Below are 26,114 nucleotides of genomic sequence, written 5' to 3'. Positions count from 1 at the left end.
ATGGCAAAAGCACTTGACGGAAAGGTCGTTCTGGTCACCGGGGCCGGCGGTGGGATCGGGCGCGACATCGCCTTGATGGCAGCCGCAGAAGGCGCTGCCGTTGTGGTCAACGATCTGGGCGCGTCCCTGAAAGGCACCGGTCAGACAGAAACTGCGGCGCAGAAAGTCGTCGAAGAGATCAGGGCCGCTGGGGGCGATGCCATTGCCGATGGCGGCTCTGTCACCGATCCCGTTGCCGCGCGCGCGATGATCGAAGCCGGGGTCAAGGAATTCGGTCGCATCGACGCGGTGGTGAACAACGCCGGCATTCTGCGCGACGGGTTCTTCCACAAGATGACCTACGAGGATTTCGACGCGGTTGTGAAGGTCCATCTCTACGGTGCGTTCAACACCAGCCGCGCGGCGGCTGATTATTTCCGCGAACAAGAGGGCGGTGCTCTGGTGCACATGACCTCGACCTCGGGGCTGATCGGCAATCTGGCGCAGGCGAATTACGCGGCGGCAAAGCTGGGCATCGCGGCCTTCTCGAAATCGGTGGCGCTTGACCTCAAGCGGTGGAACGTGCGTTCGAACTGCATCGCGCCCTTCGCCTGGAGCCGGATGATCTCGTCGATCAAGACCGACACCCCGGAACAGGTGGCACGGGTCGAAAAGATCAAGGAGATGACACCGGCCAAGGTTGCACCGATGGCCTGCTTCCTGATGAGCGACCGCGCGGCTGACGTGTCAGGACAAATCTTTGCGGTTCGCAAGAACGAAATCTTCCTGTTCAACCAGCCCCGCCCGGTGCGGTCGGTTCATTCCGGTGATGGCTGGACCGCCGATGAAATCGCCGAGCGTGCCATTCCCGCGCTCAAATCGCAATTCTCACCGCTCGAGGTTTCGGCGGATGTCTTTTCGTGGGATCCGGTATAATGGGAAAACGCAAAGAAAAAATCAGCTCCGACATTGCCTGGAGCACCTCTGACAAAATCAGTGTGCGTGGGCTCGATCTGCCCAACGAGATCCTGGGGCACATGAACCTTGGCGATCTGGCGTTCCTGCAGTTGACGGGTCGCAAGGCCACGCCCGAGGAAAGCCGGGTGTTCAACGCCATCGTCATTACCCTGGTCGAACATGGCATCACGCCTTCGGCCCTGGCGGCGCGGATGACTTACATGGGGGCGCCAGAATCGCTTCAGGCGGCTGTGGCGGCTGGCTTGTGCGGGCTTGGCACCGTCTTTGTCGGTTCGATGGAAGGTGCCTCGAAAATGCTTTACGAGGCGCTGCCGCAGGACAAGTTGGGCACCGGTGTCGATCTGGATGCGCTGGCCGTCGAGACGGTGGAAAAATTCCGCGCCCGCAAGATGATCGTGCCGGGGCTCGGACATCCGGTGCACAAGCCGGTCGATCCGCGCACACCTCGCCTGTTCCAGATCGCTGCCGAGAACGGCAAGTCCGGTGAATACATCGAGTTGATCCAGAAAATTCAGACCGTTGCCGAAGAAAAATCGGGTAAGATGCTGCCGATTAACGCCACCGGGGCGATCGGAGCAATCTGCTGTGAATTTGGCTTCCCCTGGAAGATCGTGCGGGGCTTTGGCGTCATGGCACGCGCCATCGGTCTTGTCGGTCATATCCTCGAAGAGAGCGAAAACCCGATTTCCTATGAGCTTTGGCAGCGTGCCGAGCAGGAGATTCTTGAAACGTCGGGTCCGGGAGCGCAGTAACAGATGCAGACGTCTGCCCCAGACACTCATACCGATCTACGCGACGCCTTGCGCGCACTATGCGCGCAGTTTCCGCCAGAATATCATCGCAAGTTCGGCGAAAACGAAACCTACCCGGAGGAATTCGTCGATGCGCTGACCCGCGAGGGCTGGCTTGCCGCGATGATCCCCGAGGAATACGGCGGCTCGGGTCTGGGGTTGACGGAAGCCTCGATCATCATGGAGGAGGTGAACCGCTGCGGCGGAAACGCGGGCCATTGCCACGGGCAGATGTATAACATGGGCACGCTTCTGCGACATGGATCGGATGAGCAAAAGCAGAAATACCTGCCCGGTATTGCCAGCGGCGCGTTGCGCCTGCAATCCATGGCCGTGACCGAACCGACAACCGGGACCGACACCACCAAACTGAAGACCACCGCGGTCAAGAAGGGTGACCGGTATGAGATCAATGGCCAGAAGGTCTGGATCAGCCGTATCCAGCATTCTGACCTTATGATCCTGCTGGCACGCACCACGCCGTTGAGCGATGTCAGGAAAAAGTCGCAGGGCCTGTCGATCTTTATGGTCGATCTGAAAGAGGCAATCGGCAACGGTATGGAAGTCCGCCCCATCGCCAATATGCCCGGCCACGAAACCAATGAAGTGTTTTTCGACAATCTGGAAATCCCCGCCGAGAACCTGATTGGGACCGAGGGGCGCGGATTTTACCATATTCTTGACGGGCTGAATGCCGAACGGACCCTGATTGCGGCGGAATGTATCGGTGATGGATACTGGTTCGTTGACAAGGCCCGCATCTATGCCGGCGACCGCATGGTCTTTGACCGTCCCATCGGCCAGAACCAGGGCGTGCAATTCCCTATCGCCAGGTCCTATGTGAACATCGAGGCCGCCAATCTGATGCGCTTTGAAGCCTGCAGGCGGTTCGATGCTGGGCTGGATTGCGGAGCACAGGCGAATATGGCAAAGCTGCTGGCTTCGGAGGCCAGCTGGGAAGCGGCCAATGCCTGCATCCAGACCCATGGCGGCTTCGGTTTCGCACGGGAATACGATGTCGAGCGCAAGTTCCGCGAGGCGCGCCTCTATCAGGTCGCCCCGATCTCGACCAACCTGATCCTGTCATATGTCGGAGAACATATCCTCGGCATGCCAAGATCGTTCTGAAGGCCAGGGTTATGGGTGAGATCGACCTTGACGCGCTGGCGCCCTGGCTGGGACGCACCGAGACCAAGGAAGATGTTCTGACGCAGGGGTTGATCGACAAATTCCGCGCCACGCTCGGTCCGCATCTTTGGGACGGATCAGGCGATGTCCCGCTGGGAATTCATTGGTGCATTGCCCTTGATACCGTGCCAGCTGCCGCCCTTTCAGCAGACGGCCATGCCGCGAGGGGTGGATTCCTGCCCCCAGTTCCGCTGCCCGCCCGCATGTGGGCGGGCGGCGATGTTACGCATATCGCGCCGCTGAAGACCGGCGAAACCATCACCCGCCGCTCGGTGATCGGGGACATAACGGCCAAGCAGGGCCGCAGTGGCCCATTGGTTTTTGTGACCGTCGAGCACGAGTATCTGAGTGGCGAACGGCTTTGTATCCGGGAGCAGCAATCGATCGTTTATCGTGAGATTTCCACCCCCCGCACGGGCGAGAGCGCAGCTGACGCGGGTGACCCCACCACGCTTAGATCGACGCTGACACCGGATCCTGTTCTTCTGTTTCGCTATTCGGCGCTGACGTTCAATGCCCATCGCATTCACTATGATTACGTCTACGCCACCGAAACCGAAGCCTATTCCGGACTTGTTGTGCATGGTCCATTGCAGGCCACGCTGCTTCTGAATCTGGCGGCGGATGCGTTGAAAACATCGCCCCACCGGTTTTCGTTCCGCGGCCTCGCGCCACTCACCCTGCCCTGCGAATTGCAACTGCACAATGAAGAGACCGGCACCTCCGGGACAGTCTGGTGTCAGGATCAAAACGGTCTTCGAAGCTTTTCCGCAGAGTACGCGGCTGTCTGATCGGTTTCCTTTGGTAGCGGATTCAGTTGTTGACCAATTTTTCTAACAACTGTTAGGCTGTGCGGAGAGACTTGGTAAATAGACCAGGCAAACCTCTGAATTAAGAGGTGGGAGGAGGAACAATGCGAGGAAAACCCGTAACCAACGGAAAACCGTGCGGTCAGGCTATGCGTGCCTCCATGAGGTGTTGGGGAAAAGCACGGATTGTAACATGACCACGAATAACGGGCACGTATCGTCACCGCTTGCGGTGCGTGGTGCAACTTTGAAATTTGGCGGTGTGACCGCGCTCGACGATGTGAGCATCTCCGTGGCCGACGATGAATTGCTTGCAATTATCGGTCCGAATGGTGCCGGAAAAACATCACTTCTGAACGTGACTGCGGGCTTCTACCGTCCGCAGAAGGGCCGTGTCGAATTGTCCGGGCAGGACGTGACCGGCCTGCGTGTTGACCAGATCGCGCGACGCGGTCTGGCGCGGACGTTTCAGGGCACCCATCTTTTTGCCGGGCAGACCGTGGTAGAAAACATCATGATCGGTCGTCACATGCTGATGAAATCGAATGTGATCCAGGCCTTTTTCCAGTTCGGTCCCGTGATGCGCGAAGAAACGGAACATCGCGAAGCGGCGGAAGAAATTATTGACTTTCTAGAGATTGAGGCAATCCGCAACCGGCCCGTGGGGACGTTGGGATATGGGTTGCGAAAGCGTGTCGATCTGGGCCGTGCATTGGCGCAGGAACCATCGATCCTCCTGATGGATGAACCGATGGCCGGCATGAACTCGGAAGAGAAAGAAGACCTGGCGCGCTTCATTCTCGATGTGCGCGAGGCACGCAAGATTCCAGTGGTTCTGGTCGAACACGACATGGGCGTCGTGATGGACCTTGCCGACCGGATCGTGGTGCTTGATTTCGGGCGGGTCATCGCCGAAGGCACGCCGGAAGAAATCCAGAACGACCCGGCCGTAATCAAGGCGTATCTGGGGTAGCGAAATGGCTAAGCAACGGACAGCAATGGCATTTTCGGACCCGGCGGTGACACATAGCGAAACCTTGCCGCAGGTTTTGCTCGCGCGAGCGACATCCACACCGACCAATCTCGCCGAACGGCACAAGCGCCTGGGCATCTGGCGTGAATTCACCTGGGCGGATGTTCTTGACAGGGTTCGTGCCCTGGCGCTCGGGTTGGAGAACCTGGGCTTGTCGGCTGGCGAATCCGTCATGACGATCGGCGAAAACGAACCCGAGCATTTCTGGGCTGAATACGCCGTCCAGTCGTTAGGCGGCAAAGTCCTGTCTGCCTATCCGGATCAAAACGCCGAAGAAATTCTGTATCTGGCCGAAGACTCGCAAACGCGGATTTTTCTGGCGCAGGATCAGGAGCAGGTCGATAAATGCATCGAGATCGCGGGCAAGTACTCGGGCGCCCTGGCGATCGTTTACTGGGATGACTCCGGTCTATGGGGCTATGATCATCCCCTTTTGCATTCGTTTGAAAGTGTGAGCGCGGCAGGGCGTCAGATCCACGCCAAGGAACCCGCCAGATTTGAAAAACACGTAAAACGTGGACGGGCGGACGATACCGCCTTGCTGTCCTATACCTCGGGGACCACGGGAAAACCCAAGGGCGTTGTCATCAGCCATCGCTACCTGTTCGACAACTGCTCGCGGGTGATGGGGGCAATCGAAATCGCGCCGGGCACCGAATACCTGACCTACATTTCGCCGGCCTGGGTCACGGAACAGATTTTCGGCCTGTCGATCGGTTTGATCGCGCCCATGGTCGTCAATTTCCCCGAAGGCCCTGAAGACGTACTGACCAACATTCGCGAACTGGCGGTCGACGCACTGGTGTTCAGCCCGCGCCAGTGGGAAAATCTCGCCTCCATCGTTCAGGCCCGGATGCTGGGGGCGGGCAAAATCCGCAATGCGATGTACAACTGGGGCATGAAGGTCGGCCACGACGTTTATGTGGAACGGCTGGAGGGGCGTAGCCCTAGCCTTGCCGCACGCCTGCAGCTTCCCTTTGCCGAAGCTCTGGTGCTGCATCACCTGCGCGACAATCTTGGCCTTGGTAAGGCCAAAAACGCAATGAGCGGCGGCGCCCTGATGGCACCTGACGTCTTTCGTATGTTCCACGCGATGGGGGTTAAGCTGCGCAACGTGTATGGCGCGACCGAAATCGGCCTTCTGACCGCGCATGTCGGCGAAAGCTATCAGCTGGAAACCAGCGGCAGCTGGATGCAAAGCAACACGAACTACGGCGAACCGCTGGAATACAGGGTCTCGGACGAAGGGGAGCTTCAGGTGCGGGGCGGATCGGGCTTCGGTGGCTATCACGGCAAGCCCGAAAAGACCGCAGAGGAATTGACTGAAGACGGTTGGTACAAGACCGGTGACGCGGTGTCGATGACCGACGACGGCGAGCTTTTGTTCTTTGACCGTGTCAAGGATATGCGCCGCCTGGCAAATGGGCACACCTATCCGCCGCAATTCATCGAAACGCGGTTGCGATATAGCCCCTTCATCAAGGATCTCATGACCTTGGGCGACGAAACCCGGAGCTTCGTCAGCGCGCTTATCAATATCGATATGGAAGTTCTCGGGCGTTGGGCGGAAGAGAACAAGATCAGCTTTTCGACCTACACCGATCTCTCGCAGAAACCCGAAGTTCTGGACCTTATCAAAGGCGAAGTGGCGCGCATCAATGCGCTCCTGCCCGAAGGCTCGCGCGTGGCACGTTTTGCGAATTTTCCCAAGGAACTCGACCCGGATGAAGGCGAGTTGACCCGCAGCCGAAAGCTTCGCCGGGCCTTTCTGGAGGAACGGTATGCCAAGCTCGTCGAGGCGATCTATGCTGGCGATGACGAGACAGATCTCGAAATCGCTGTGACCTATCAGGACGGCCGTCAAGGCGTTCTCAAGACCACGGTTCGCGTGTCGGATGTTGAAAACGCATCGAAGGCTGCCAAGCGGCAGTCCAAATCTTAAAGGAGGTCGGCGACAATGGTCTATTTCATCAATGACATCATTACCGGGGCTTTGATCGGCCTTCTGTATTCGCTGGTGGCCATGGGCTTTGTTGTGATTTACCGCGCCAGCAAGGTGTTCAACTTCGCGCAGGGCGAGCTTGTGATCATCGGCGGGTTCATCGTCTGGTTCACAACGATGCAAGCGGGGCTTAGCCTTTGGTTGTCGATACCCCTTTCGCTGGTTCTGGCCGGGCTGGTCGGGTACGCAATCGAACGGATTTTCCTGACAAAGCTGATCGGTGAATCGGTTTTCTCGATGGTCATGGTCACCGTCGGCCTTTTGATCCTGCTGCGCGGTTTGGTGCTGCTTGTGTTCGGTCCCGCGGTAAGACCCTTCCCGATCATTTTTCCGCTGAAACCCTTGTTCCTCGGCGATATGTTGATCCCGATGAACCTCCTGATAGGTGGGATCATCACCATTGTCGCGGCCGTCGGCCTGTCGTGGTTCTTCAACCGGACCCGGTCCGGCCTCCGTATGACCGCTGTGGCGGAGGACCACGTCGTAGCTTCCTCGATGGGCATTTCGGTGAAAGGCTCGATTGCCGTTGCCTGGGTTCTCGGGGCAATCCTGTCCACAATTGGTGCGATGATCTTTCTCAGCGGCAAATCGCTGACCTTCCTGGCCTCGGATATCGGGTTCGCGGCCCTGCCGGTGGCGCTGTTTGCCGGGCTGGAATCCATCGGTGGGCTGATCCTTGCGGGCGTGATTATCGGTATCGTCCAGAGCCTGACAACCAACTATCTTGACCCGCTGATCGGAGGGTCACTGGGCAGCGTTGTTCCCTATATCATCATGCTTGCCATTCTGCTGATCCGACCGACCGGCCTGTTCGGCTGGCGCACAATCGAACGGGTGTAATCCATGGACCCTTCCGGCGTATTCCCGACAAGCTATCGCAGTGACAGACGTATTGTCCGCACACGCTGGCAAGCGCTTGCCCTCGTCCTGTTCATGGGTTTGCTTCTGGCGGCACCCTATCTGGTGAGCGGGCGCATAATCGCCATTCTGAACATGATGATGATCAGCGCCGTCATCGCCGTCGGGCTTCAGATCTGCACCGGCTATGCGGGCCAGATCAACCTGGGTCAGGCGGCGTTCATGGGGGTCGGCGCCTATACGGCCTCGATACTGGCCTCGAAGACCGGCCTTACGTTTCTGCTGACCATTCCTCTGGCCGGGCTCTCGGCTGCGCTGTTCGGCTTTCTTTTTGGCTTGACCGCGGCGCGGATCAAGGGGTTCTATCTGGCACTGACCACGATTGCGGCTCAGTTCCTGTTCCACTTTGCCGTATTGAACCTGCCGTCAACCTGGCTGGGTGGATCGAACGGTATCACCGTGCCCCCGGCCGAGCTTTTCGGGCTGCGATTTGTCAGCGAATCTTCGCAGTTCTATCTGAATTTCGCGGTCACCACGATCATGGTGGCGGGCGCGTTCGGGATCGTTCGGTCACGCTTCGGCCGTGCCTTCGTGGCGGTCAGGGATGATGACGTGGCTGCGGGTATAATGGGGATCAATGTCGCGGCCACAAAGGCAAATGCCTTCCTGATCGGCGCTTTCTATGCGGGCGTCGGCGGGGCGCTTTGGGCCTATCTGATCCGCTTCGTGGGGGTAGACCAGTTCACCCTGTTTCACTCGATCTTCTTCGTCGCGATGATCATCGTCGGCGGGATGGGTTCAATCGTGGGGGCCCTGATCGGCGTCTTCATTATCCGCATCATCCAGGAAATTATCGCGACGGTCGGACCCAATATCGCCGACTCGGTGTCATTCCTTGGCGGTGACATCGTGTTCGCTGGCATGAATGTCGTTCTTGGCGGCGTGATCGCATTGTTTATGATCCTCGAACCCAAGGGGCTGATGCACCGCTGGAACATCCTGAAGTCGTCATACCGTATCTGGCCGTTTCCTCACTGAGAAATAGAGCGGCTCTAAACCTGGGAGGAAAAATATGACTTACCAATCGAATCGAGGTCTTCGCGGCTTACTGGCAGCGGCTGCCTTGGCGGCCGCGGCTACCATGCCTTTGAAGGCGCAGGCCGAAGAGACCTATAATCTGGCCCTGCTGTCGGACTTTTCCGGCCCTTATGCTGACATCATGCCCATCCTGGCCGGCGGACGTGAGGCTGTGTTCACCTGGTGGAATGAAACCCGCGGCAAGGAACTTGGCGTCACGCTGAACTACAAAAACTACGAAACCCGCTATGACGCGGCACAGGTGGCAAGTCTCTGGCCCGGGATCAAATCGGAACTGGACCCGATTGCGGTTGTCGGCCTCGGCGGGCCTGACGTCGCGGCCCTTTCCGAACGCCTGCCGGAAGACAAAATCCCAATGTTCATGGCCACAGCGGCCTACGGTTTTGCCTGGCAACCGGATGCCTGGATTTTCAACCCACGCCCGACCTATTCGCACGAAAGTGTCGGCTTTCTGAACTGGATGCGTGAACAGCGCGGAGGAGACGAACCGCTCAAGGTTGCGATCCTCGCCTCCGAAGCATCGCCTGCCTATGTCGACATGGCAAAGGGCCTTGAACTCTATGCCGAAGAGCACCCCGAGGAGATCGACCTCGTCGAGGTCATCTATACCGAAGTTCAACCCACCGATCTGACGGGGCAAATGCGCCGCGTTGTACGAGCCGGGGCCGAGGCACTGGTAATCCAAACGAACACCTCTATCGTGGTTGCCGCGAAACGTGGGCTGCAGGCCAACGGGGCGAACATCCCGATCATGATGAGTTCGCATAACGGGCTTCCGGCCTCGGGTGGCGCGCTTGGCGGGCTTGAGCAAATGGAGGGGGACTTTGAAGCCTACGGCATGGCGATTGCGGCCGATGAGGACACTCCCGCGCGACAATTCTACGAGACATTGGTTGCCGATTACGGACTCGAAGCACCTTGGAACGTCGTGACCGCAATGGGCGTATCTCAGGGTCTCTATACCGTGATCGTGATCGATCACGCGATCGAGGCGAACGGCGCCGAGGGGCTGACCGGAGAGAAAGTGCGCGAGGCGCTTTTTGCTCGAACGATCACGACCGAAGAAACCCATGGCTTTCTTCCCTCCCTCACGTTTACTCCCGAAGCGCCTTTCCCATTAGAAGGCCTCAAAGTGAATGTGGGCACCGTCAAAGATGGGAAAATCACCATCGAAGCAACTGGTGTCGATGTTCCGCACGTAGAAAAATGGTGAACTACTCCGGGCACCGCAGTCGCGGTGCCCGTTCTGATCCTTAGCCCCGGGCAATATGACCATGCTGGAACTCAACAACGTAGAGGTGACATATTCCGACGTCATCCTGGCGCTCAAAGGCGTGTCCATGACAGTCCGTGCGGGACAATGTGTTGCTCTGCTCGGTGGCAATGGCGCAGGAAAAAGCACGACGCTTAAAGCCATCTCGGGAACGCTCAAATCCGAGGATGGAACCGTTTCGGCGGGGTCCATCGTTCTGGACGGAACTCCCATTCAGAACATGGAAGCCTCGGAAGTCGTGAAGAACGGTCTCATCCATGTGATGGAAGGGCGGCGCGTTTTGCGGCATCTGACGTCAGAGCAAAACCTGATCGTCGGCGGACACATGGTGCCCAACTCCGCCGAGCTGAAAAAGCGCCTGGACCATGTTTACGCCTTGATGCCCCGGCTTGCGGACCTGCGCAACCGCACCTCTGGCTTCATGTCTGGCGGCGAACAGCAACTGCTTCTGATCGGCCGGGCCATGATGGCCAGCCCCAAGATTATCGCGATCGACGAGCCGTCGTTGGGATTGGCCCCGATGATGATCCGGGATGTTTACGAAGTGCTCAAGCAGCTCAAGTCAGAAGGCACGACCTTTTTCCTGGTTGAACAGAACAGTGCCGCGGCGCTGTCGATCGCCGACTATGCCTATGTGATGGAGAATGGCCGGATCGTGATGGACGGCCTTGCCGACAAGCTCGCGGACAACGAGGACATCAAGGAATTTTATCTCGGCGTCACCGCATCGGGCGAGCGCAAAAGCTATCGAGATATCAAACACTATCGCCGCCGGAAGAGATGGCTGGGATAGAAAGGAACGAAGATGAGTAACCTGCTTTCCATCAAAGGTCGTACCGCATTTGTAACCGGAGCGGGGCAAGGCGTTGGTCGGCAAGTCGCGCTTTATCTGGCAGAACACGGAGCCGGTGCCGTCGTTGTCAACGATTTTCATGCAGAACGGGCCGAAAGCGTTGCCGCGGAAGTGGAGGCAGCGGGTGCAAATGCTCTGCCGCTCGCCTTCGACGTCTCGGATTTCGATGCGGTTGGCGCGGCGTTTGCCGAAACGCAGACCACATTTGGCGGCGTGGATATTCTGGTCAACAATGCGGGCAACGCCGGGCCGACATCGCGGCTCGACGATCTGGTCCCGTTTTGGGAATCCGATCCCGACGAATGGCGCCGCTGGATGGCCACCAATTTCGATGGGGTGCTGAACTGCACCCGTCACGCCATGCCGTTGATGGTCAACGGTGGCTATGGGCGCATTGTGACCGTCATTTCCGACGCCGGCCGTGTCGGTGAACCGCATCTGGCGGTTTATTCCGGGGCCAAGGCCGGTGCGGCCGGCTTCATGCGGGCAATTGCAAAAGCCGGTGGTCGGTTCGGGATCACCGCGAATTGCGTCGCCTTGGGGGGCACAAGAACTCCGGCTGTCGCCGACCTGATCCCAGATGCAGAGACCGAGAAGCGGGCATTGTCGCAATACGTGATCCGCCGGCTGGGCGAGCCGGAAGACCCCGCCGGAATGATCCTGTTCCTCTGCTCGGATGCTGCCAGCTGGATCACCGGACAGACCTATCCAGTGAATGGAGGGTATTCGTTTGCCTGCTAGAGCCGACATCGGCCAACCGCCGCCTCTAGTTGGCGTCGTCCGAAAAAACGCTGTCATTATCTGCCCCGAGTTCAGGGGGCAGATTCGGTGTTGCGGTTTCGAATCCATCAAATTTCAACGGCTGGACAATAAAAGTCTCGGCCTTGCCGCCGTCATGCGTAATCTTGCGCAGCAGCTGGCGCGCACGCACATGGGGGTCGTCCAGCGTTTCGACCAGGGAGTTGACCGGACCCCATGGCACCCCCGCCTTATCCAGAAGGTCGCCCCATTCGGCGCGCGTCTTGCCGACCAAAATCGCCGCGATTTCTTCGCGCAGCGCGACCTTGCGGGCGACACGGTCGCGGCCTGTCAACGGCGCAAGATCCGCCCTGTCGATCACATCGCAGAACGGTTTCCAGAACCAGTCCTCATGCGCGATGGACAAGGTCAAGAGCTTGCCGTCTTTGCAGGTGAACACGCCATAGCCCGGCTCGGCGATAAATTCGCCCAGCGGTGTTCCATTGGCGGCGGGAGCGAGGAATGCGGTCAACATCGAAACCACCGCATCCGACATGGACACGTCCACGTAACGCCCCTGCCCTGTGCGCTGGCTCGACACCACCGCCGACAGGATTGCGATCGCCGCGAACAACGCCGCGCCAACATCCGCAAGGGGGATCGGCGGCACAGGGCCGGGCTGCTTTGCATCGGCCTGATCGGCCAGCAAACCTCCAACCCCTTCATAGCTCAGATCGTGCCCCGCCCTGTCTCGATAAGGGCCATCCTGCCCGTATCCCGAAATCGACACGTAGACCAGCCGCGGATTAGCACTACGCATGTCCTCGAAACCGGCACCGAGCGCCGCGAGCTTTCCGGGGCGGAACCCTTCAACGATGACATCGGCGGTTTGCGCAAGGGAGCGAAATTGTGCGAGGCCATCAGCGGATTTCAAGTCGAGCGCCACGCTGCGTTTGCCGCGGTTCAGGGCCCTAAACAGAGGCGGAAACTGACGGGCCGGATCGCCGACTCCCGGTCGTTCGATCATGGTCACCTCGGCCCCCATGTCCGACAACAGCATGGTCGCATAGGGACCCGGGAATTGTTCAGCGAGGCTGAGAATCTTCAGGCCGGCCAGGGGTGCAGTGCTCATATCAGTCTCCAGCTCTTGTTTTTCCCGCGGGCGGGTCCCGTCCATAGCAACTCGATCCGTCGGGAAAAGCAAGCCAGAACTAAAAATTATTATTGTTCTTCAGGAGGTTAAGATGACTGAAGTGCCAAAGACCCTGTCCGTCGAACGTGTGGCTGGAACCGAATGGATCACTTTTCAGCGGACCGACCAGTTGAACGCCATGTCGATGCAGATGCTACGGGAAATGGCGGACGCGCTTGAAGCCGCGATTGCCGATAACGCGGTTCGCGCCATTGTCCTGACCGGATCCGGGCGGGCGTTCTGCGCCGGTGCGGACCTCAAGGAGGTCGCCGGTGCCAAGCACGTACCCGGCGAACCCGACCTTCTCGATCTCGTCGAACACACCTTCGGGTTAATGCGTCACGGCCCCAAGCCAGTGATCGCCGCCGTAAACGGGCTGGCCATGGCGGGCGGTTTGGAAATGGTTATGGCCTGCGATCTGGTCTTTGCCGCTGAAAGCGCGCAACTGGGTGATGCTCACTCCAATTTCGGCGTCTTTCCGGGCGCGGGGGGCGCGGCGATCCTGCCGCGGCGGGTCGGGCTGAACCGCGCGAAATTCCTGTTATTCTCGGGCGAGAACATTTCGGCCCAGGACATGATGGACTGGGGGTTGGTGAACAAGGTCGTGCCGGACGCAGAATTGCGCGACGCCGTACAGGCTTTCACCGACCGGCTGGCGGACAAGAGCCCCGCCGTATTGCGCCGCATGAAGAAGGTGGCGAACCGGTCGCTGAACGTGGACGAAACCGCCGCCCTGGCCGAAGAGATGCTGAACCTGCGCGCGCATATGCGTTCCTGGGACATGCGCGAAGGGCTGGCGGCTTTCAATGAAAAGCGCAAACCGCAGTTTCGCGGCTACTGAACAGGGAGACTGCAAAATGCAGGATATCTACGTTGTTGGCGTCGGGATGACACCGTTCGGGAAATTCCGGGACAAATCGATCAAGGACCTGACGGGCGATGCCGTCGCCGCCGCACTGACTGACGCCGGGCTGACGGTCGATCGCATTGACGGCGCATTTTTCTCGAACGCGGTGCAGGGCCACATGGAGGGCCAGCACATGATACGGGGCGAAATCGCGCTGCGTGAAATGGGCATTCAGGGCATTCCGGTGGTGAATGTTGAAAACGCCTGCGCCAGCGCCTCGACCGGGTTCAAACTGGCAGTCGATTTCCTCAAGGCCGGCAATGGCGACTGCTGTCTCGCCGTGGGCGCCGAGAAGATGTATTCTGACGACCGTGCATTGATGTTTTCGGCCTTCGACAGCGGCTGGGACGTCAGCAACAGCGAAGAGGTCGCGCAACGGCTGGCCGATCTGGGTGCAGGGGTCGAGGAACCCGAAGGATCGAAATCGCCCAAGCCTTATAGTGTATTCATGGATGTCTACGCAGGTTTCGCGCGGCTTCACATGAAAACTTTCGGCACCACGCAGGAGCAGTTTGCTGCCGTCTCCGCCAAGAACCATGCGCATTCCGTGCATAATCCACTGGCGCAATACCGAGAAGCCATGAGCGTCGATCAGGTATTGGCCGCGCCGCCGATCACCTATCCGCTGACCCTACCGATGTGCGCCCCGATCTCAGACGGGGCCGCTGCGGCCGTTTTATGCACCGGCGAGGGGATAAAACGTCTGGGCCTCGATCCCGCCCGCGCCATCAAGGTCAAGGCCGCGATCCTGCGCTCGGGCACCGACCGTCCGCCGGAAGATTACAAGAACCACCTGACCCGGCTTGCCGCGCTTGAGGCCTATGAACAGGCCGGGATCGGCCCCGAGGATATATCGGTGGCCGAAGTGCATGACGCCACGGCCGTGGGCGAAGTGATCCAGATCGAGAACCTCGGGTTTGTCGAATTCGGCGAGGGCGGTCCCGCCAGTCTGCGCGGCGAGACAAAGATCGGCGGACGCATTCCGGTGAACCCCTCGGGCGGGTTGGAATCCAAGGGCCACCCGGTCGGTGCCACAGGGATAGGGCAGGTTTTCGAACTGGTCACGCAACTGCGCGGCGAAGCTGGCGCGCGTCAGGTCGAAGGGGCAAAGAACGCCATCGCCGAAAACGGCGGGGGGTTGCACGGGGTAGAAGAAGCGGCCGCCTGCGTCACCATTCTTGGCCGCTGAAACAAGGAAAAGAACAATGGAAAACGTGATCGCCGCCGCTCAGGCAATCTATACAGATGAGCAACGCATGTTGCTGGAAAACTTCCGCAAGATGGCCGAGGCGGAATTCGCGCCGCTGGCCGAGAAATACGAGAACCTCGGCCACCCGCCCGATGCGGAAACGCTGAAATCCCTGTTCGCCAAGGTCGAGGAATTCGGGCTGATCAGCGGCCTGATTCCGGAAGAGGACGGCGGCGCCGGAATCGACCGCATGACCTATGGCATCCTTTACGAGGAACTGGCCCGGATATGGGCCGATCTGGCGATTGCGGTGCTGATCCAGGGCCACGCGGTGTTTGCGGTCAACCTTTTGGGCGACGCGGCGCAAAAAGAGGCCTATCTGAAGCCACTCCTGCGCAGCGAACGGATCTGTGCCACCTGCATTTCCGAGCCGGAAGTCGGCTCGAACGTGCGCGAGGTCAAGACCCGCGCAGAACGCAGGGGCGACAAGATTTTCGTCACTGGCCAGAAGCTCTGGATTTCCAATGGGGCGCAATCGGACTTTGCCATTGTAGTCTGCAATCTGGACGACGGGATTTCCATGGTCATCGTCGATCGCGACACCGGCGGTTATGAAAGCCGCGAGTTGCGCAAGATGGGGCTTGTCGGTGCCTCGACCTGCGAATTGTTCTTTGATCAGGCCGAAACCACGGAGGCCCACGTTCTGGGCAATTCCGGCGGCGGTCTGTTCCAGACCTTGAAACTGTTTGAAAGCGCGCGTGTGTTTGTTGGCCTGACCAGCATCGGCATCGCCCAGGCGGCGCTGGAATGTGCGGTCAAATATGCGCAGGAACGCGAGCAGCATGGCAAACCGATTGGCGGGCATCAGTTGATCCAGGGCTATCTGGCCGACATGGCCACACATCTCGATGCCGGGCGGCTTTTGTGCCAACGCGGGCTGCAACTCTTGGATCTGGGCGTGCGCTGCGACACCCAGACCTCGATGGCAAAATGGTATGCGACCGAGATGGCCGTCGAAATCGCCGGCAAAGCGGTGCAAATCCACGGCGGCAACGGCATCACCAAGGAGTTCCCCGTTGAACGGCACTTCCGCAATGCGAAGGTCATGCCGATCCCGGATGGCACCACCGAAATTCAGAAGCTGGTGATCGGGCGAAACCTGACCGGGTTGAACGCGTTCTGAAAAAGGGCCTTGGCCGCCCCACCCTCGACGGTCGTCAGCGTCGAGGGTGGGCACGACCCGGCGGAATCGCGATACGGGCGAAGGGTCAGTAGGACTTGGGCATCCCCAGTGCCTTCTCGGCCACGTAGGAGAGGATCAGTTCCTCGCTGACCGGCGCGATGAAGTTCAGCACGCTTTCGCGAAAGTAGCGCTCGACGTGGTATTCCTGCGCGAAGCCAAAGCCGCCATGGGTGCGCACCGCCCGGAACGCTGCTTCGTAGGCTGCCGAGCCTGCGAGGTTGCGCGCGGTATTGGCCTCCAGCCCACAGGGCCTGCCCTGATCGTAAAGCGCGGCGGCCTTGTAGGTCATCAGTTCCGCCGCTTGAAGACGCATCCACACCGCGGCAAGCGGATGCTGGATCGCCTGGTTCTGATCGATTGGACGGCCGAAGACAACGCGCTCGCGCGTGAGCCTCCCCAACTGAACTGGTCCACCGCTATGTTTAGGAAACGGAGGACCGAGAATGGCAAACAAGCGACTTGTCAACGCCGTTTGAACTTTCCCCAAAAGTGCCGAAGTAAAATTCCCCACTTGCTTGGTCCCGGTGATCAGCCGGCGTCAGTGATCTGTAGCTCCGTTTTTTGTTTTGGGTGGCCGCCCGCGTCGATTTGGCGGCGGTGGTGGGGTGATGGGGGCGTTGGCGCAAACATGCTCGGGTATGAGGTCGGCATGGCCGCGCAAGCGGTAGCTGGCACCCTCGATCTGGATGACCACGGCGTGGTGCAGGAGCTGGTCGAGCAGCGCGGTGGCAACGACGGGATCGCCGAAGACCTCGCCCCATTCGGCGAAGCCGCGGTTTGAAGTTAGGATCATGGCGCCCTTTTCGTAGCGGGCGTTGACGAGTTGGAAGAACAGATTGGCGCCGCCGGTGGTGATGGGGAGGTAGACGATCTCGTCGACGATCAGCAGAGACGCCCGGGCATAGAAACGGATCTTCTCGGCCAGCCGGCCCTCCCGCTCGGCCTGGCTCAACGCTGCAATCAGATCGGCCAGGGTCGCGCGGTAGACGCTCTTGCCGGCCTTGACGGCTGCGACGCCGAGAGCGGTCGTCGCAGCCCCTGCGAGGATCGCGACAGGGATGATCTAGGCGGCGGCGCCTTGCGATGGGCCGGGTCGACGCGGCGGCGCGCCTTGCCTTCCAGAACCGGATGACGGGCGATCAACTGACCGTCCTCGTAGATCCGCAACTCGGTGGCGTGATGCTGGACCTCGAGCGTGCGACGCCGGGTGGTGTCCGGGACGGAATAGAAGCTGCCGCCGACCGAGATCATCCCGTCCCTGCTCACCCGGCGCTCCACGGTCAGCACAGCGCTATAAGGGATCGCCGGAAGAGGCTTGAGGTTAGGCTGTTCCTCGGCAAAGGCCTCGTCCACCACGCGCCGGGTGGTGGCGTGGACGCGCGGATTGGCGACCTCGGTCCGACAGGCGTCAAACTGGGCGTTGAGATCGTCCATGTTGCGGAACGTGCGGGCCAGGAAGAAGTCTTGCCGGATATAGCGGAACGGGCGCTCGACCTTGCCCTTGGTCTTGGCCCGATACGGCTGGCAGGCACGTGACACCGCGCCATAATGGTTCAGAAGCGCCACCAGGGAGGTGTTGAAGGTCACCACCCCCGCCTCGTCCTCGCCGATCACGGCCGTCTTCATCCGGTCATAGAGGATTTCCTCAGGCACGCCGCCCATGTCCGAGAAGGCCGCGATGTGACAGCGCAGGACAGATTGCAGGTTCTGGCTGGCAACGAACCGGCCCCAGAGCCAGCGGCTGTGCCCGAGCACCATCGAGAACAGCCAAACCTTGCGGGCCACGCCGGGCTCGTCGCTGAATTCGACGGTGAACTCGGCAAAATCGACCTGGGCCTGCTTGCCCGGCGGGGTTTCGAACCGGCGCTCGAACTGCGTCCGCCTGGGCGGGCGGACCTCGCGCAGGAAATCGGTCACCATGGTGTAGCCGCCCTCGTAGCCCAGTTCCCGGATCTCGCGCAGCAGGCGCGCGCCGCTCAGATCCGGGAAAGCCTGAACACGCTCCTGCAAATAGCGTTCATAGGGCTCGATCATCCGCGCCCGTGGTCGGCGCGGGCCGTAGACTGGCGCCTCCAGTCCACGGTCGAGGTATTTCCGCACGGTCTTGCGGTCACAGCCAACTTTCCGCGCGATCGCGGAAATGCTGAGACCCTGTTTCTTCAGATCATGGATCAAAACGATCTCCCTCAGTCCCTTCACCTGCCTGCCCCCTGTCAGTCTTTATTTGGAGCATCAGGCCTGTGTCCCGCGGCAGCGCCAATTCCGAATATTTGAGGTTCGGAATTGGCCCTGCCGCTCATGGCTGGGGATTTTTCAAACGGCGGTTTTGGGGAGATTACGTCCGGCGATTACACGACTCAAGCCCGAAGAGATTGTCTCGAAGTTACGACAGGTTGAGGTGCTGATGGGACAGGGCATGTCCCGTCTCGACGCAATCCGACAGATCGGCGTTGTTAAACAGACGTATTATCGCTGGTGCAAGCAGTATGGCGGAATGGGCGTAGATCAATTGAAGGAACTGAAGCGGCTCCAGGAGGATGACCTAATGGGATGAACTGCCTACCCACCGACCCGCTGCTATCGTGGCGGGATTGGCAGAGGAGAGGAGCATCCGATGGACATTAAGGTTTTAGGCATTGATCTGGGCAAGACGGTTTGCAGTCTCGCGGGGCTGGATGAGGCGGGGGCGGTTATCTTCCGGAAGCGTCTCCAGCGGCATAGGCTTCTGGATTTCCTGAGCGCCCTGTCGCCCTGCATCGTAGCCATGGAAGCTTGTGGTGGCGCACACCACATTGGTCGCTTCTGCCGCCAGCAAGGGCATGACCCTCGTCTGATATCGCCACTTTACGTTCGGCCCTATGTGAAGGTCCACAAGAACGACGACCGTGATGCCGAAGCGATCGCCGAAGCCGCCACTCGACCAACCATGTCGTTCGTCGCCATCAAATCCGAAGAGCAGCTCGACCTTCAGACATTGCACCGCGCACGAGAGCGCCTGGTGACGGAAAGGACACGCCTGATCAATCAGGGCCGCGGGTTTCTAATGGAACGTGGTCTCCGCGTCGGCACGGGCCGGCATGTCTTCCAGAAGGAACTGACGAAGTTGACGGTCGAAGACGCTGCCGATCTGTCACCGCGCATCGTCCAGATGCTGGCCGACATGGCCGCCGAGCTGGACGAGATCAATCGACGCGTGACGGCCCTGGATGTGGAGATCAAGCAACTCGCCAGGAATGACGCGGACATGCTTCGCTTGATGGAAATACCCGGTGTCGACCCGACCATCGCGTCCGCCTTGGTTGCCGCAATCGGCACGGGCTCGAGCTTTGGCAAGGGGCGTGATCTCGCAGCATGGCTTGGTCTTGTTCCTCGACAGATCACGACAGGCGGCAAGGCCAAGCTGATCGGCATATCGAAGCATGGCAACCGATACCTGCGAAAGCTCTTCATCCATGGGGCCCGGACAGTTCTGCACCCTGTTCGAGACAGGACCTCACCGATCACCAGGTGGGTGGATGGGCTCAAGGAGCGGGCGCATGTGAATGTCGCCGCCGTCGCGATGGCAAACAAAATGGCGCGGATTGCTTGGGCAATTCTGACCACGGGTGAGAGATACCGCCCAACCGCACTGTCTGGCGCATGATCAGGACGATGTAATCGAGGGAACAACGGAATCTGCGAGCGAGGAGGAGATGGACCAACGACCGATCGGCGTCTTGTCAGTCTGACGGGGAGCATGGCCCCAGAGTGCCGATGAGCTAACGAGACACAGGACGCGCGACTTCCCATCTTGGTCAGAGGCAAACCGAATGGCCTCGAAGAAAGACCGAATACATAGAAGCAGGGTCAACGGGGCATCGACTGCGCATTTCGCGGGATTTGGGCAGTGATTTCGCGTGATCTCGGGCACGCGTTTCACGGCATCGCGGGCAGCCATTTCACGCCTCCGGGCAGGCTGGCCAACGGTTGATATTGAGTCAGGTTGCGACGCCCTGGTCAAGAGTTTTCAATGTTCTCATTTTTCTGCGCATGCTGTCGCCGCTCAGCGTGAGACGGTGCGCATTGTGGACCAGGCGGTCAAGGATGGCATCTGCGAGGGTGGGATCTCCGATCACCTCAAACCATTGATCGACAGGCAACTGGCTGGTCACGATGGTCGAGCCGCGACCTTGGCGGTCATCGAGGATTTCAAGCAGGTCGCGACGCTCGGTCGGTGTCAGAACTGACAGCCCCCAATCATCGAGGATCAGCAATTCAGTGCGTTCGATCGCCTTAAGGACACGGGCATGCCGTCCGTCGCCTCTGGCGATGGCCAGCATCTGGAACAGGCGGGGCACGCGGTGATAGACGACGCGCCGATCGTCCCGGCAAGCCTTGTTCCCGAGGGCGCAAGCAATCCAGCTTTTCCCCAAGCCTGTTGGCCCTGTGATCAGCAGATTTTCATGGCGGTTGATCCAGCCCCCATCGATCAGATGCGCCATGACACCTGCATCGATGCCGCGCGGGCTACGCATATCGATATCTTCAACGCAGGCTGTGTGACGCAGGGCAGCAAAGCGCAACCGGGTTGCCAGTCTCTTGGCATCACGCTCTGCCGCTTCGCGATCAACAAGCAGGCCCAGCCGTTCTTCGAAGCTGAGGCTTTCGAACATGGCGCCAGCGCGGCGCTGCTCATGCAGGGCCTGTGCCATACCGCTCAGCCCGATCGCCTCCAGGCGGTCGCAAGTGGGATGTGTCAACAAGGGTTTTCTCCTTTTCAATGGTAATACTTCTGCCCGCGGATGTTGGGGTGGTGCAGCGGCAGCTCATTGGGTTCGGGCTCCATGAAGGCCCGATCAAGTCCGGTCTTCAGGATGGAACGAATGGAAGCGACTGACCGGGCCTTGAGGCTGATCCCGCGTCGACACGCGGCATCAATCCGCCCCGGCTCAAAGCTTCTGGCCAGCGACAGTATGCCCAAGCAGGTCCGGAAGCCCTGCTCGGGATGCGGCCTGTCCTGCATCACGATGTCACAAAACGCAGCCACCGATGGTCCCAGCTTTGCAGCACTGCTGAGGATCCGCCCAGGCGACCATTCCGCATAGCGGCGATGGGCCGAGGGCATATGTTCTGGCACCGTGATATGGCTGCGGCGCCCGGGGTCCCGCAGGTGACTGGCGACGCGCTTGCCGCGATGGAAGACTTCCACGGTTCTGTGGGTGATGCGCGCGTCAACCACCTGCCGGATCAGGCTGAACGGCACAGAATACCAGCAGCGATCCACCTCGATGTGATAATCCGGCGCAACACGGGCACGTTTCCAGCGCGCAAAGACATAGGGTTCTGCTGGCAATGGCTGCAAGTTTGGGCGATCGAGCGTCGCAAACAGATCCGCCCGGCTGGCCCCATAATCGCGCATGACGCGCATGTTTAGTTCGTCCAGCAACGGCCGGATGGCGGTATTCAGCTCTGCCAGTGAGAAGAACCTGTGATTGCGCAGCCGCGCGAGGATCCAGCGTTGGGCAACCTGAACGGCCACCTCGACCTTGGCCTTATCCTTGGGTTTGCGCACGCGCGCAGGCAGGATCGCCGTGCCGTAATGTTCCGCCATTTCTGCATAGGTCCGGTTCAAGCCGGGATCATACCGGTCTGCCTTGATCACGGCTGACTTGAGATTGTCGGGCACGACGACCTGCGGCACGCCGCCCAGATAGGCGAACATTCCGACATGGGCCGCAATCCAGTCCTCAAGGCCTTCGCTGGCGACGGCCACAGCATAGGTATAGCTCGAGGCACCCATCGCCGCGACAAACAGCTTGGCCTCGCTGACCTCACCCGTGGCCGGATCGACAATGTCGATCGTGTCACCCGCAAAGTCGATAAATACCTTTTCGCCGCCGACATGTGTCTGCCGCATGCTCGGTCGGACACGCCCCTTCCACGCCTCAAAATGAGTGCAAAACCAAGTGTAACCAAACCCGTTGGGGTGCTGCGCACGATATTCCTGCCAGAGCAACATGCGGGTCACGCTGCGCCGACGCAGATCCTTGTCGACCGCCGCCCAATCCGGGACCGGACGCTCCGGGTCAGATACATCCGATGCGTTTGGAAACAACAACAGCTCAAGGCTGTCGTCATCCAGACCTTCCGGCAGCGGCCACGCCAAGCCGGCATCGCGCGCGCGGCGCAGATAGGTCCCAACACTTCCTTTCCCAAGCCCCAGCGACGCGGCGATCGCACGCTCGCTCAGCCCTTGGGCAAATCTCAGTCTCAATACGTCCCGAATACGGCGCATGGTCAAACGTCCTGTCGGCATTCCGATCCTCCTGTTCTTCAGGAGGCGGAGTAACTGCAGTTCGTTGGCCAGTCCTGCCCATGATCGCGCGAAATCAATGCCCGCGATCCCGCGAAACAGGTGCCCGCCTTCCCGTGAAATCACTGCCCACGATCAGATGAAATCAGTGCCCGCCATCACGCGAAACGCGCACATCGACAAATCGCTTGCAGGAGAAGGCAGTTCATACATGCCCCCCGAAACCTCCCTCGTTCTGATGTAGAGTTTGCTCAACCTTGAAGCGACACCCATCTTTGGACCAGCGGCGGGCAGAGTTTTCCGGCTATGATCGGGGTGACGGGCTGGTTGCGCCTCCCGATTTCGTCAGCAGGATCGGCGGTTTGTTCCCGATCGCGCTGTGTGGCCGTTCGTCATTGTAGTATCTCCGCCAAGCCTCCACTTTTTCGCAGGCATCCGCAAGGTTCATGAACCAATGTGTGTTCAGGCACTCCTGCCGGAACCGTCCGTTAAAGGCCTCGATGAAAGCGTTATCGGTCGGCTTACCGGGCCGTGAGAAGTCAAGGATCACGCCGCGCTGATAGGCCCAGAGGTCCATGTCGCGGGAGATGAACTCGCTACCCTGGTCGACCCGGATCGTCTTCGGATAGCCGATCCGCCGGCACACCCGATCCAGGGTGGCGACCACGTCTTCCCCGCGATAACTGAACCGAACATCCAGCACCGGCGAATGACGCGAGAACGTGTCCACGACCGTCAGGACGCGCAGCTTCTTGCCCGTGGCAAGCTGGTCATGCACGAAGTCCATCGCCCAGACATCGTTGGGGCCGACAGCCTCGGCCCGGTCATCGCGCAGCTTGGCCTTCACCCGTCGTTTCGGCGTCTTGTTTCTGAGTTGCAAGCCCAACTCCCTGTAAATGCGATAGACTTTCTTGATATTCACGTCCCAGCCTTCGCGACAAAGGACGACATGCACCCGGCGATAGCCGTAGCGCACACGGGTTTCGCAGATCTCCTTGATCCGCGTTTTCAAAGCCGCCGGATCGGGGCGCCGGGATATGTAGTGGTAGGTGGAACGGTCAAACCGGAGAGCCCCACAAGCCCGCCGGATCGACACCGCCCAGTCCGCGCACATCCCGTCAATCAGTTCGCGCTTCCGACCCGGCTTCAGAGCTTTCTTTTGATGACGTCCTGGAGCATCTCGCGATCCAGTGTCAGATCCGCGACGATCTTCTTCAGCCGCGCATTCTCGTCTTCCAACTCGCGCAGCCGCTTCATCTCCGACGAAAGCTTCAACGGGCGGATGCGGGATGAACTGCTCAATGGGGAAATCTTCTATAGCCTGCGTGAGGCTCAAATCCTGATCAAGCAATGGAGGAAACACTACAACACCAAGAGGCCACACAGTGCATTGGACTATCGGCCACCGGCTCACGAAACCATCATCCCAATGGAAACCAGCCCAATCATGCACTAACAATTACCTTGGGCCAATCAGATCGGGCTGCTCTGGATCGGAGCGGTGAAAGAGGTGATGACCACGGCGGCCTACATCGACCGTCTCGACCGAGAATACCACGCCGCCAAAGATGCGCACTGTTCCTGACGATAGAGGGCGGCCAGTTGCCCGGCCGCCCATCTGTTTCTGCGGTTGTCGCGAATGATCGAGATCCGATCTTAGCGGTCTTTTTGGTTGACGATCAGTTCTGCATTCTCGGGCAGTTCCGCAACAATGCTCACCGCGTCGGCACGGATCCTGGCATGCAATTTAAAGGCCTCAGCTGCGGCCGCTTCCGCAGCAGAAGCGTCGGCACCGTCTTCCAGCACAAGCGAGAGGCGGATCATGTCGCGATCGTTCTCGCGCGTTACCACGGCCTGCGCGGCCTTTGCGCCCGGCGTGCCGATGACAACTTCCTCAACCACGCGCGGATAAACGAAAATCTCGCGCACTTTGACCGCTGCCCCGACCCGGCCCTGCAATGCTGAAATCCGGCTGACGGTGCCATCCGCGTTGCTTTCCAGGGCAAAGGCGCTGTCGCCGGTGCCGAACCGGATCATCGGCCAAGTGGCATCGCGCGCGGTCACGACAACCTCGCCTGGTTCACCATGGGCGACCTGTTCCCCGCTGACCGGATCGCAGATCTGCACCACGCGGTCGGGATGAACCAGATAGCCGTCGCCGCCATCCTCATAGGCGACAAGGCCCAGATCGGCTGTGGCATAGGCGGCCCAGGTCGACACGCCGTAATCGGCCTCGATCCGGCGGCGTTTGGCCATCCAGTCGCCCATTTCCCCGCCCAGAAAGGCGGTTTTCACCTTCCAGGCGTCGCGGCCATAGGTTTCGATCACCTTGTCCGCCAGCGTCAGGAAAAACGCAGTCGAAGCACAGATCGAAGTCACGCCGGTTTCGACGATGATTTGTGCCTGAAGCTCGGTGTTGCCGACGCCGCCCGGGATCACCGTGGCGCCTGCGGCCTGTGCCGCTTCGTCGAACAGCAGGCCAGCCGGTACCAGATGATACATCCAGGTGTTCAGGATGATATCTCCCGGCCCCACGCCTGCGGCCTTGAACAGAAGGTCAAGGCCGTGGCCGCCACCGCCCGAAAGGGCTGGTTCGAAAATCGGGCCGGGGGACACGTAGATTCGCCCGATATCCTTTAAATCCGAGGCGAGGAACCCGCCAAAAGGCGGGTTCTCGCGCTGAATCTTCAGAAGCTCTTCCTTCTTCATCACTGGAAGGCGCGAAAGGTCCGCCACCGATGTGACGGCTGCCGGATCGAATCCGGCAGCCGTGAATCGCGATTTCAGACCAGGAGCCTTTTCGGCCGCAGCGGCATAGGCTTGCGCTATATCTTGGTAGATATCATCAGACATTTCCATGCCTCCTCGTCCAATCAGGCTTTAGAGCGGGCAGTCCTTGCGGAAGTTTGGCGCGCGCTTCTCGCGGTGCGACAACACACCTTCCTTGACGTCCTCGCTCATGAAGCCAAGCATCTCCAGCGCGGTCGACGCATCAAAGATCGGCCCGGCCTGGCGCAGCCAGTTGTTCAGCGAATACTTGGTCCAGCGAATCGCGCTTTGCGAGCCGTTGGCTAGTTCGACGGCTGTATCCAGCGCGATCTGCTGCAGCTCGTCATCCTCGACGCACATTGATACCAGACCGATACGCTCGGCCTCTTCGCCCGACACCGGCTTGCAGGTCATCAGATAGTATTTCGCCTTGGCCATCGAGGTCAGCAGCGGCCAGATAATCGCCGCGACGTCACCGGCGGCAACACCAAGGCGGGGATGACCATCGACAATCTTGGCCTTCTTTCCGGCGATCGAGATGTCGGCGAGGATGGCAACCACAAGGCCCGCGCCGGCCGCAGGGCCATTGATCGCGGAAATGATCGGCTTGTTGCAGTTGATGATGTTGTAGACGAGATCCTTGGCTTCTTTCCACGTCTTCATGATCTCGTGCGAGTTGCCAATCATGTTTTCGATCAGGCTGAAATCGCCACCGGCGGAAAACGCCTTGCCCGCACCGGTCACGATGACCGAATTGATGTCTGGGTCACGGTCGATATCGATCCACATGTCCGTCATCTGGGTGTGAGTTTCGGCATCGACCGAGTTAAACGTCTCGGGCCGGTCGAACGTGATGCGCAGCACGCGATCCGCCGGGTAGTCAAATTTCAGTTTATCGTATTTTGCATAACGATCCGACATA

Annotated in this window: 23 protein-coding genes and 3 pseudogenes; 17 read left to right on the top strand and 9 right to left on the bottom strand. The window is 59.7% G+C overall.

The annotated features are described in order from the left end of the window. From BMI87_RS17840 to BMI87_RS17790, 11 genes are all read left to right on the top strand, one after another. Entirely contained in the window at positions 1-915 is a 915-nt protein-coding gene (locus BMI87_RS17840; RefSeq protein ID WP_028093899.1) for an SDR family NAD(P)-dependent oxidoreductase, read from the top strand. After that, on the top strand, positions 915-1,709 hold the full coding sequence (locus tag BMI87_RS17835; RefSeq protein WP_028093898.1) for a citryl-CoA lyase: 795 nt from the start codon (positions 915-917) through the stop codon (positions 1,707-1,709). Before BMI87_RS17840 ends, BMI87_RS17835 begins: the two co-directional genes overlap by 1 nt. Before the next feature lie 3 nt (positions 1,710-1,712). Next, entirely contained in the window at positions 1,713-2,876 is a 1,164-nt protein-coding gene (locus BMI87_RS17830; protein WP_028093897.1) for an acyl-CoA dehydrogenase family protein, read from the top strand. 11 nt (positions 2,877-2,887) lie between these two features. Further along, positions 2,888-3,727, top strand: coding sequence for a MaoC family dehydratase N-terminal domain-containing protein (locus tag BMI87_RS17825; RefSeq protein ID WP_028093896.1), 840 nt, complete (start codon positions 2,888-2,890; stop codon positions 3,725-3,727). A 211-nt stretch (positions 3,728-3,938) separates the two neighbouring features. Continuing rightward, the gene (locus BMI87_RS17820; protein WP_035366640.1) at positions 3,939-4,718 is read left to right on the top strand and encodes an ABC transporter ATP-binding protein; all 780 of its coding nucleotides are present in this window, start codon (positions 3,939-3,941) and stop codon (positions 4,716-4,718) included. A gap of 4 nt (positions 4,719-4,722) precedes the next feature. Beyond that, positions 4,723-6,720, top strand: a complete 1,998-nt coding sequence (locus tag BMI87_RS17815) for an AMP-binding protein (RefSeq protein WP_246832735.1) — start codon at positions 4,723-4,725, stop codon at positions 6,718-6,720. Between the two features lie 15 nt (positions 6,721-6,735). After that, a complete protein-coding gene (locus BMI87_RS17810) occupies positions 6,736-7,620 on the top strand; it encodes a branched-chain amino acid ABC transporter permease (protein ID WP_028093893.1) in 885 nt (294 codons plus the stop codon). Positions 7,621-7,623: 3 nt separating this feature from the next. Continuing rightward, positions 7,624-8,676, top strand: coding sequence for a branched-chain amino acid ABC transporter permease (locus BMI87_RS17805; RefSeq protein WP_028093892.1), 1,053 nt, complete (start codon positions 7,624-7,626; stop codon positions 8,674-8,676). Positions 8,677-8,710: 34 nt separating this feature from the next. Beyond that, on the top strand, positions 8,711-9,949 hold the full coding sequence (locus BMI87_RS17800; protein WP_051312416.1) for an ABC transporter substrate-binding protein: 1,239 nt from the start codon (positions 8,711-8,713) through the stop codon (positions 9,947-9,949). Positions 9,950-10,010: 61 nt separating this feature from the next. Further along, a complete protein-coding gene (locus tag BMI87_RS17795) occupies positions 10,011-10,802 on the top strand; it encodes an ABC transporter ATP-binding protein (protein WP_028093890.1) in 792 nt (263 codons plus the stop codon). 12 nt (positions 10,803-10,814) lie between these two features. After that, positions 10,815-11,603: an SDR family NAD(P)-dependent oxidoreductase gene (locus tag BMI87_RS17790; protein WP_028093889.1), complete on the top strand. Its 789-nt coding sequence runs from the start codon at positions 10,815-10,817 to the stop codon at positions 11,601-11,603. A 25-nt stretch (positions 11,604-11,628) separates the two neighbouring features. Here the strand turns inward: BMI87_RS17790 and BMI87_RS17785 are convergent, their stop codons facing one another. Next, positions 11,629-12,732 (bottom strand): CaiB/BaiF CoA-transferase family protein, encoded by a 1,104-nt coding sequence (locus BMI87_RS17785; RefSeq protein WP_035366655.1) that lies wholly within the window; start codon positions 12,730-12,732, stop codon positions 11,629-11,631. A gap of 112 nt (positions 12,733-12,844) precedes the next feature. On the opposite strand from BMI87_RS17785, the gene BMI87_RS17780 reads away from it, so the two are divergent. From BMI87_RS17780 to BMI87_RS17770, 3 genes are read left to right on the top strand one after another with little or no spacing between them, the layout of a single operon-like run. After that, on the top strand, positions 12,845-13,633 hold the full coding sequence (locus tag BMI87_RS17780; protein WP_051312414.1) for an enoyl-CoA hydratase/isomerase family protein: 789 nt from the start codon (positions 12,845-12,847) through the stop codon (positions 13,631-13,633). Between the two features lie 16 nt (positions 13,634-13,649). Further along, positions 13,650-14,888 (top strand): thiolase family protein, encoded by a 1,239-nt coding sequence (locus BMI87_RS17775; protein WP_028093886.1) that lies wholly within the window; start codon positions 13,650-13,652, stop codon positions 14,886-14,888. A 16-nt stretch (positions 14,889-14,904) separates the two neighbouring features. Continuing rightward, positions 14,905-16,071 carry an acyl-CoA dehydrogenase family protein gene (locus BMI87_RS17770; protein ID WP_035366638.1) on the top strand — a complete coding sequence of 389 codons (1,167 nt, stop codon included), beginning with the start codon at positions 14,905-14,907 and terminating at the stop codon, positions 16,069-16,071. A gap of 85 nt (positions 16,072-16,156) precedes the next feature. Here the strand turns inward: BMI87_RS17770 and BMI87_RS17765 are convergent, their stop codons facing one another. From BMI87_RS17765 to istA (BMI87_RS17755), 3 genes are read right to left on the bottom strand one after another with little or no spacing between them, the layout of a single operon-like run. Continuing rightward, a complete protein-coding gene (locus BMI87_RS17765) occupies positions 16,157-16,642 on the bottom strand; it encodes an acyl-CoA dehydrogenase family protein (RefSeq protein ID WP_246832734.1) in 486 nt (161 codons plus the stop codon). A 27-nt stretch (positions 16,643-16,669) separates the two neighbouring features. Then, on the bottom strand, positions 16,670-17,104 hold the full coding sequence (locus BMI87_RS17760; RefSeq protein ID WP_276202913.1) for an ATP-binding protein: 435 nt from the start codon (positions 17,102-17,104) through the stop codon (positions 16,670-16,672). After that, positions 17,092-18,330: an IS21 family transposase gene (gene istA, locus BMI87_RS17755; RefSeq protein ID WP_078522926.1), complete on the bottom strand. Its 1,239-nt coding sequence runs from the start codon at positions 18,328-18,330 to the stop codon at positions 17,092-17,094. Before istA (BMI87_RS17755) ends, BMI87_RS17760 begins: the two co-directional genes overlap by 13 nt. A 148-nt stretch (positions 18,331-18,478) precedes the next feature. Between istA (BMI87_RS17755) and BMI87_RS17750 the strand changes: the two are divergent. Next, positions 18,479-18,673 (top strand): annotated as a pseudogene (locus tag BMI87_RS17750) (transposase); the annotation flags it as partial. Positions 18,674-18,745: 72 nt separating this feature from the next. After that, complete coding sequence (locus BMI87_RS17745) at positions 18,746-19,774, top strand: IS110 family transposase (RefSeq protein WP_028093883.1); 1,029 nt, start codon at positions 18,746-18,748, stop codon at positions 19,772-19,774. A gap of 334 nt (positions 19,775-20,108) precedes the next feature. On the opposite strand, the gene istB is transcribed toward BMI87_RS17745, so the two are convergent. From istB to BMI87_RS17730, 3 genes and pseudogenes are all read right to left on the bottom strand, one after another. Beyond that, a complete protein-coding gene (gene istB, locus BMI87_RS17740; RefSeq protein ID WP_028093882.1) occupies positions 20,109-20,873 on the bottom strand; it encodes an IS21-like element helper ATPase IstB in 765 nt (254 codons plus the stop codon). Between the two features lie 14 nt (positions 20,874-20,887). Further along, positions 20,888-22,426, bottom strand: a complete 1,539-nt coding sequence (gene istA, locus BMI87_RS17735; RefSeq protein ID WP_028093881.1) for an IS21 family transposase — start codon at positions 22,424-22,426, stop codon at positions 20,888-20,890. 301 nt (positions 22,427-22,727) lie between these two features. Next, positions 22,728-23,692 (bottom strand): annotated as a pseudogene (locus BMI87_RS17730) (IS3 family transposase); the annotation flags it as partial. Between BMI87_RS17730 and BMI87_RS17725 the strand changes: the two are divergent. After that, positions 23,688-23,879 (top strand): annotated as a pseudogene (locus tag BMI87_RS17725) (transposase); the annotation flags it as partial. The pseudogenes BMI87_RS17730 and BMI87_RS17725 sit on opposite strands and share 5 nt — an antisense overlap. Before the next feature lie 200 nt (positions 23,880-24,079). Here the strand turns inward: BMI87_RS17725 and BMI87_RS17720 are convergent. Together BMI87_RS17720 and BMI87_RS17715 are read right to left on the bottom strand one after the other, a co-directional pair. Beyond that, complete coding sequence (locus BMI87_RS17720; RefSeq protein ID WP_229861750.1) at positions 24,080-25,276, bottom strand: phenylacetate--CoA ligase family protein; 1,197 nt, start codon at positions 25,274-25,276, stop codon at positions 24,080-24,082. A 27-nt stretch (positions 25,277-25,303) separates the two neighbouring features. Further along, a complete protein-coding gene (locus BMI87_RS17715; protein ID WP_028095226.1) occupies positions 25,304-26,113 on the bottom strand; it encodes an enoyl-CoA hydratase/isomerase family protein in 810 nt (269 codons plus the stop codon). Position 26,114: the final 1 nt, after the last annotated feature.

Origin of the sequence: Thioclava sp. F28-4, assembly GCF_002020045.1 — a bacterium.
Lineage (GTDB): Bacteria > Pseudomonadota > Alphaproteobacteria > Rhodobacterales > Rhodobacteraceae > Thioclava > Thioclava sediminum.
The sequence above is the reverse complement of the archived record's forward strand: the minus strand, read 5'-3'. Positions and strand labels throughout refer to the sequence as shown.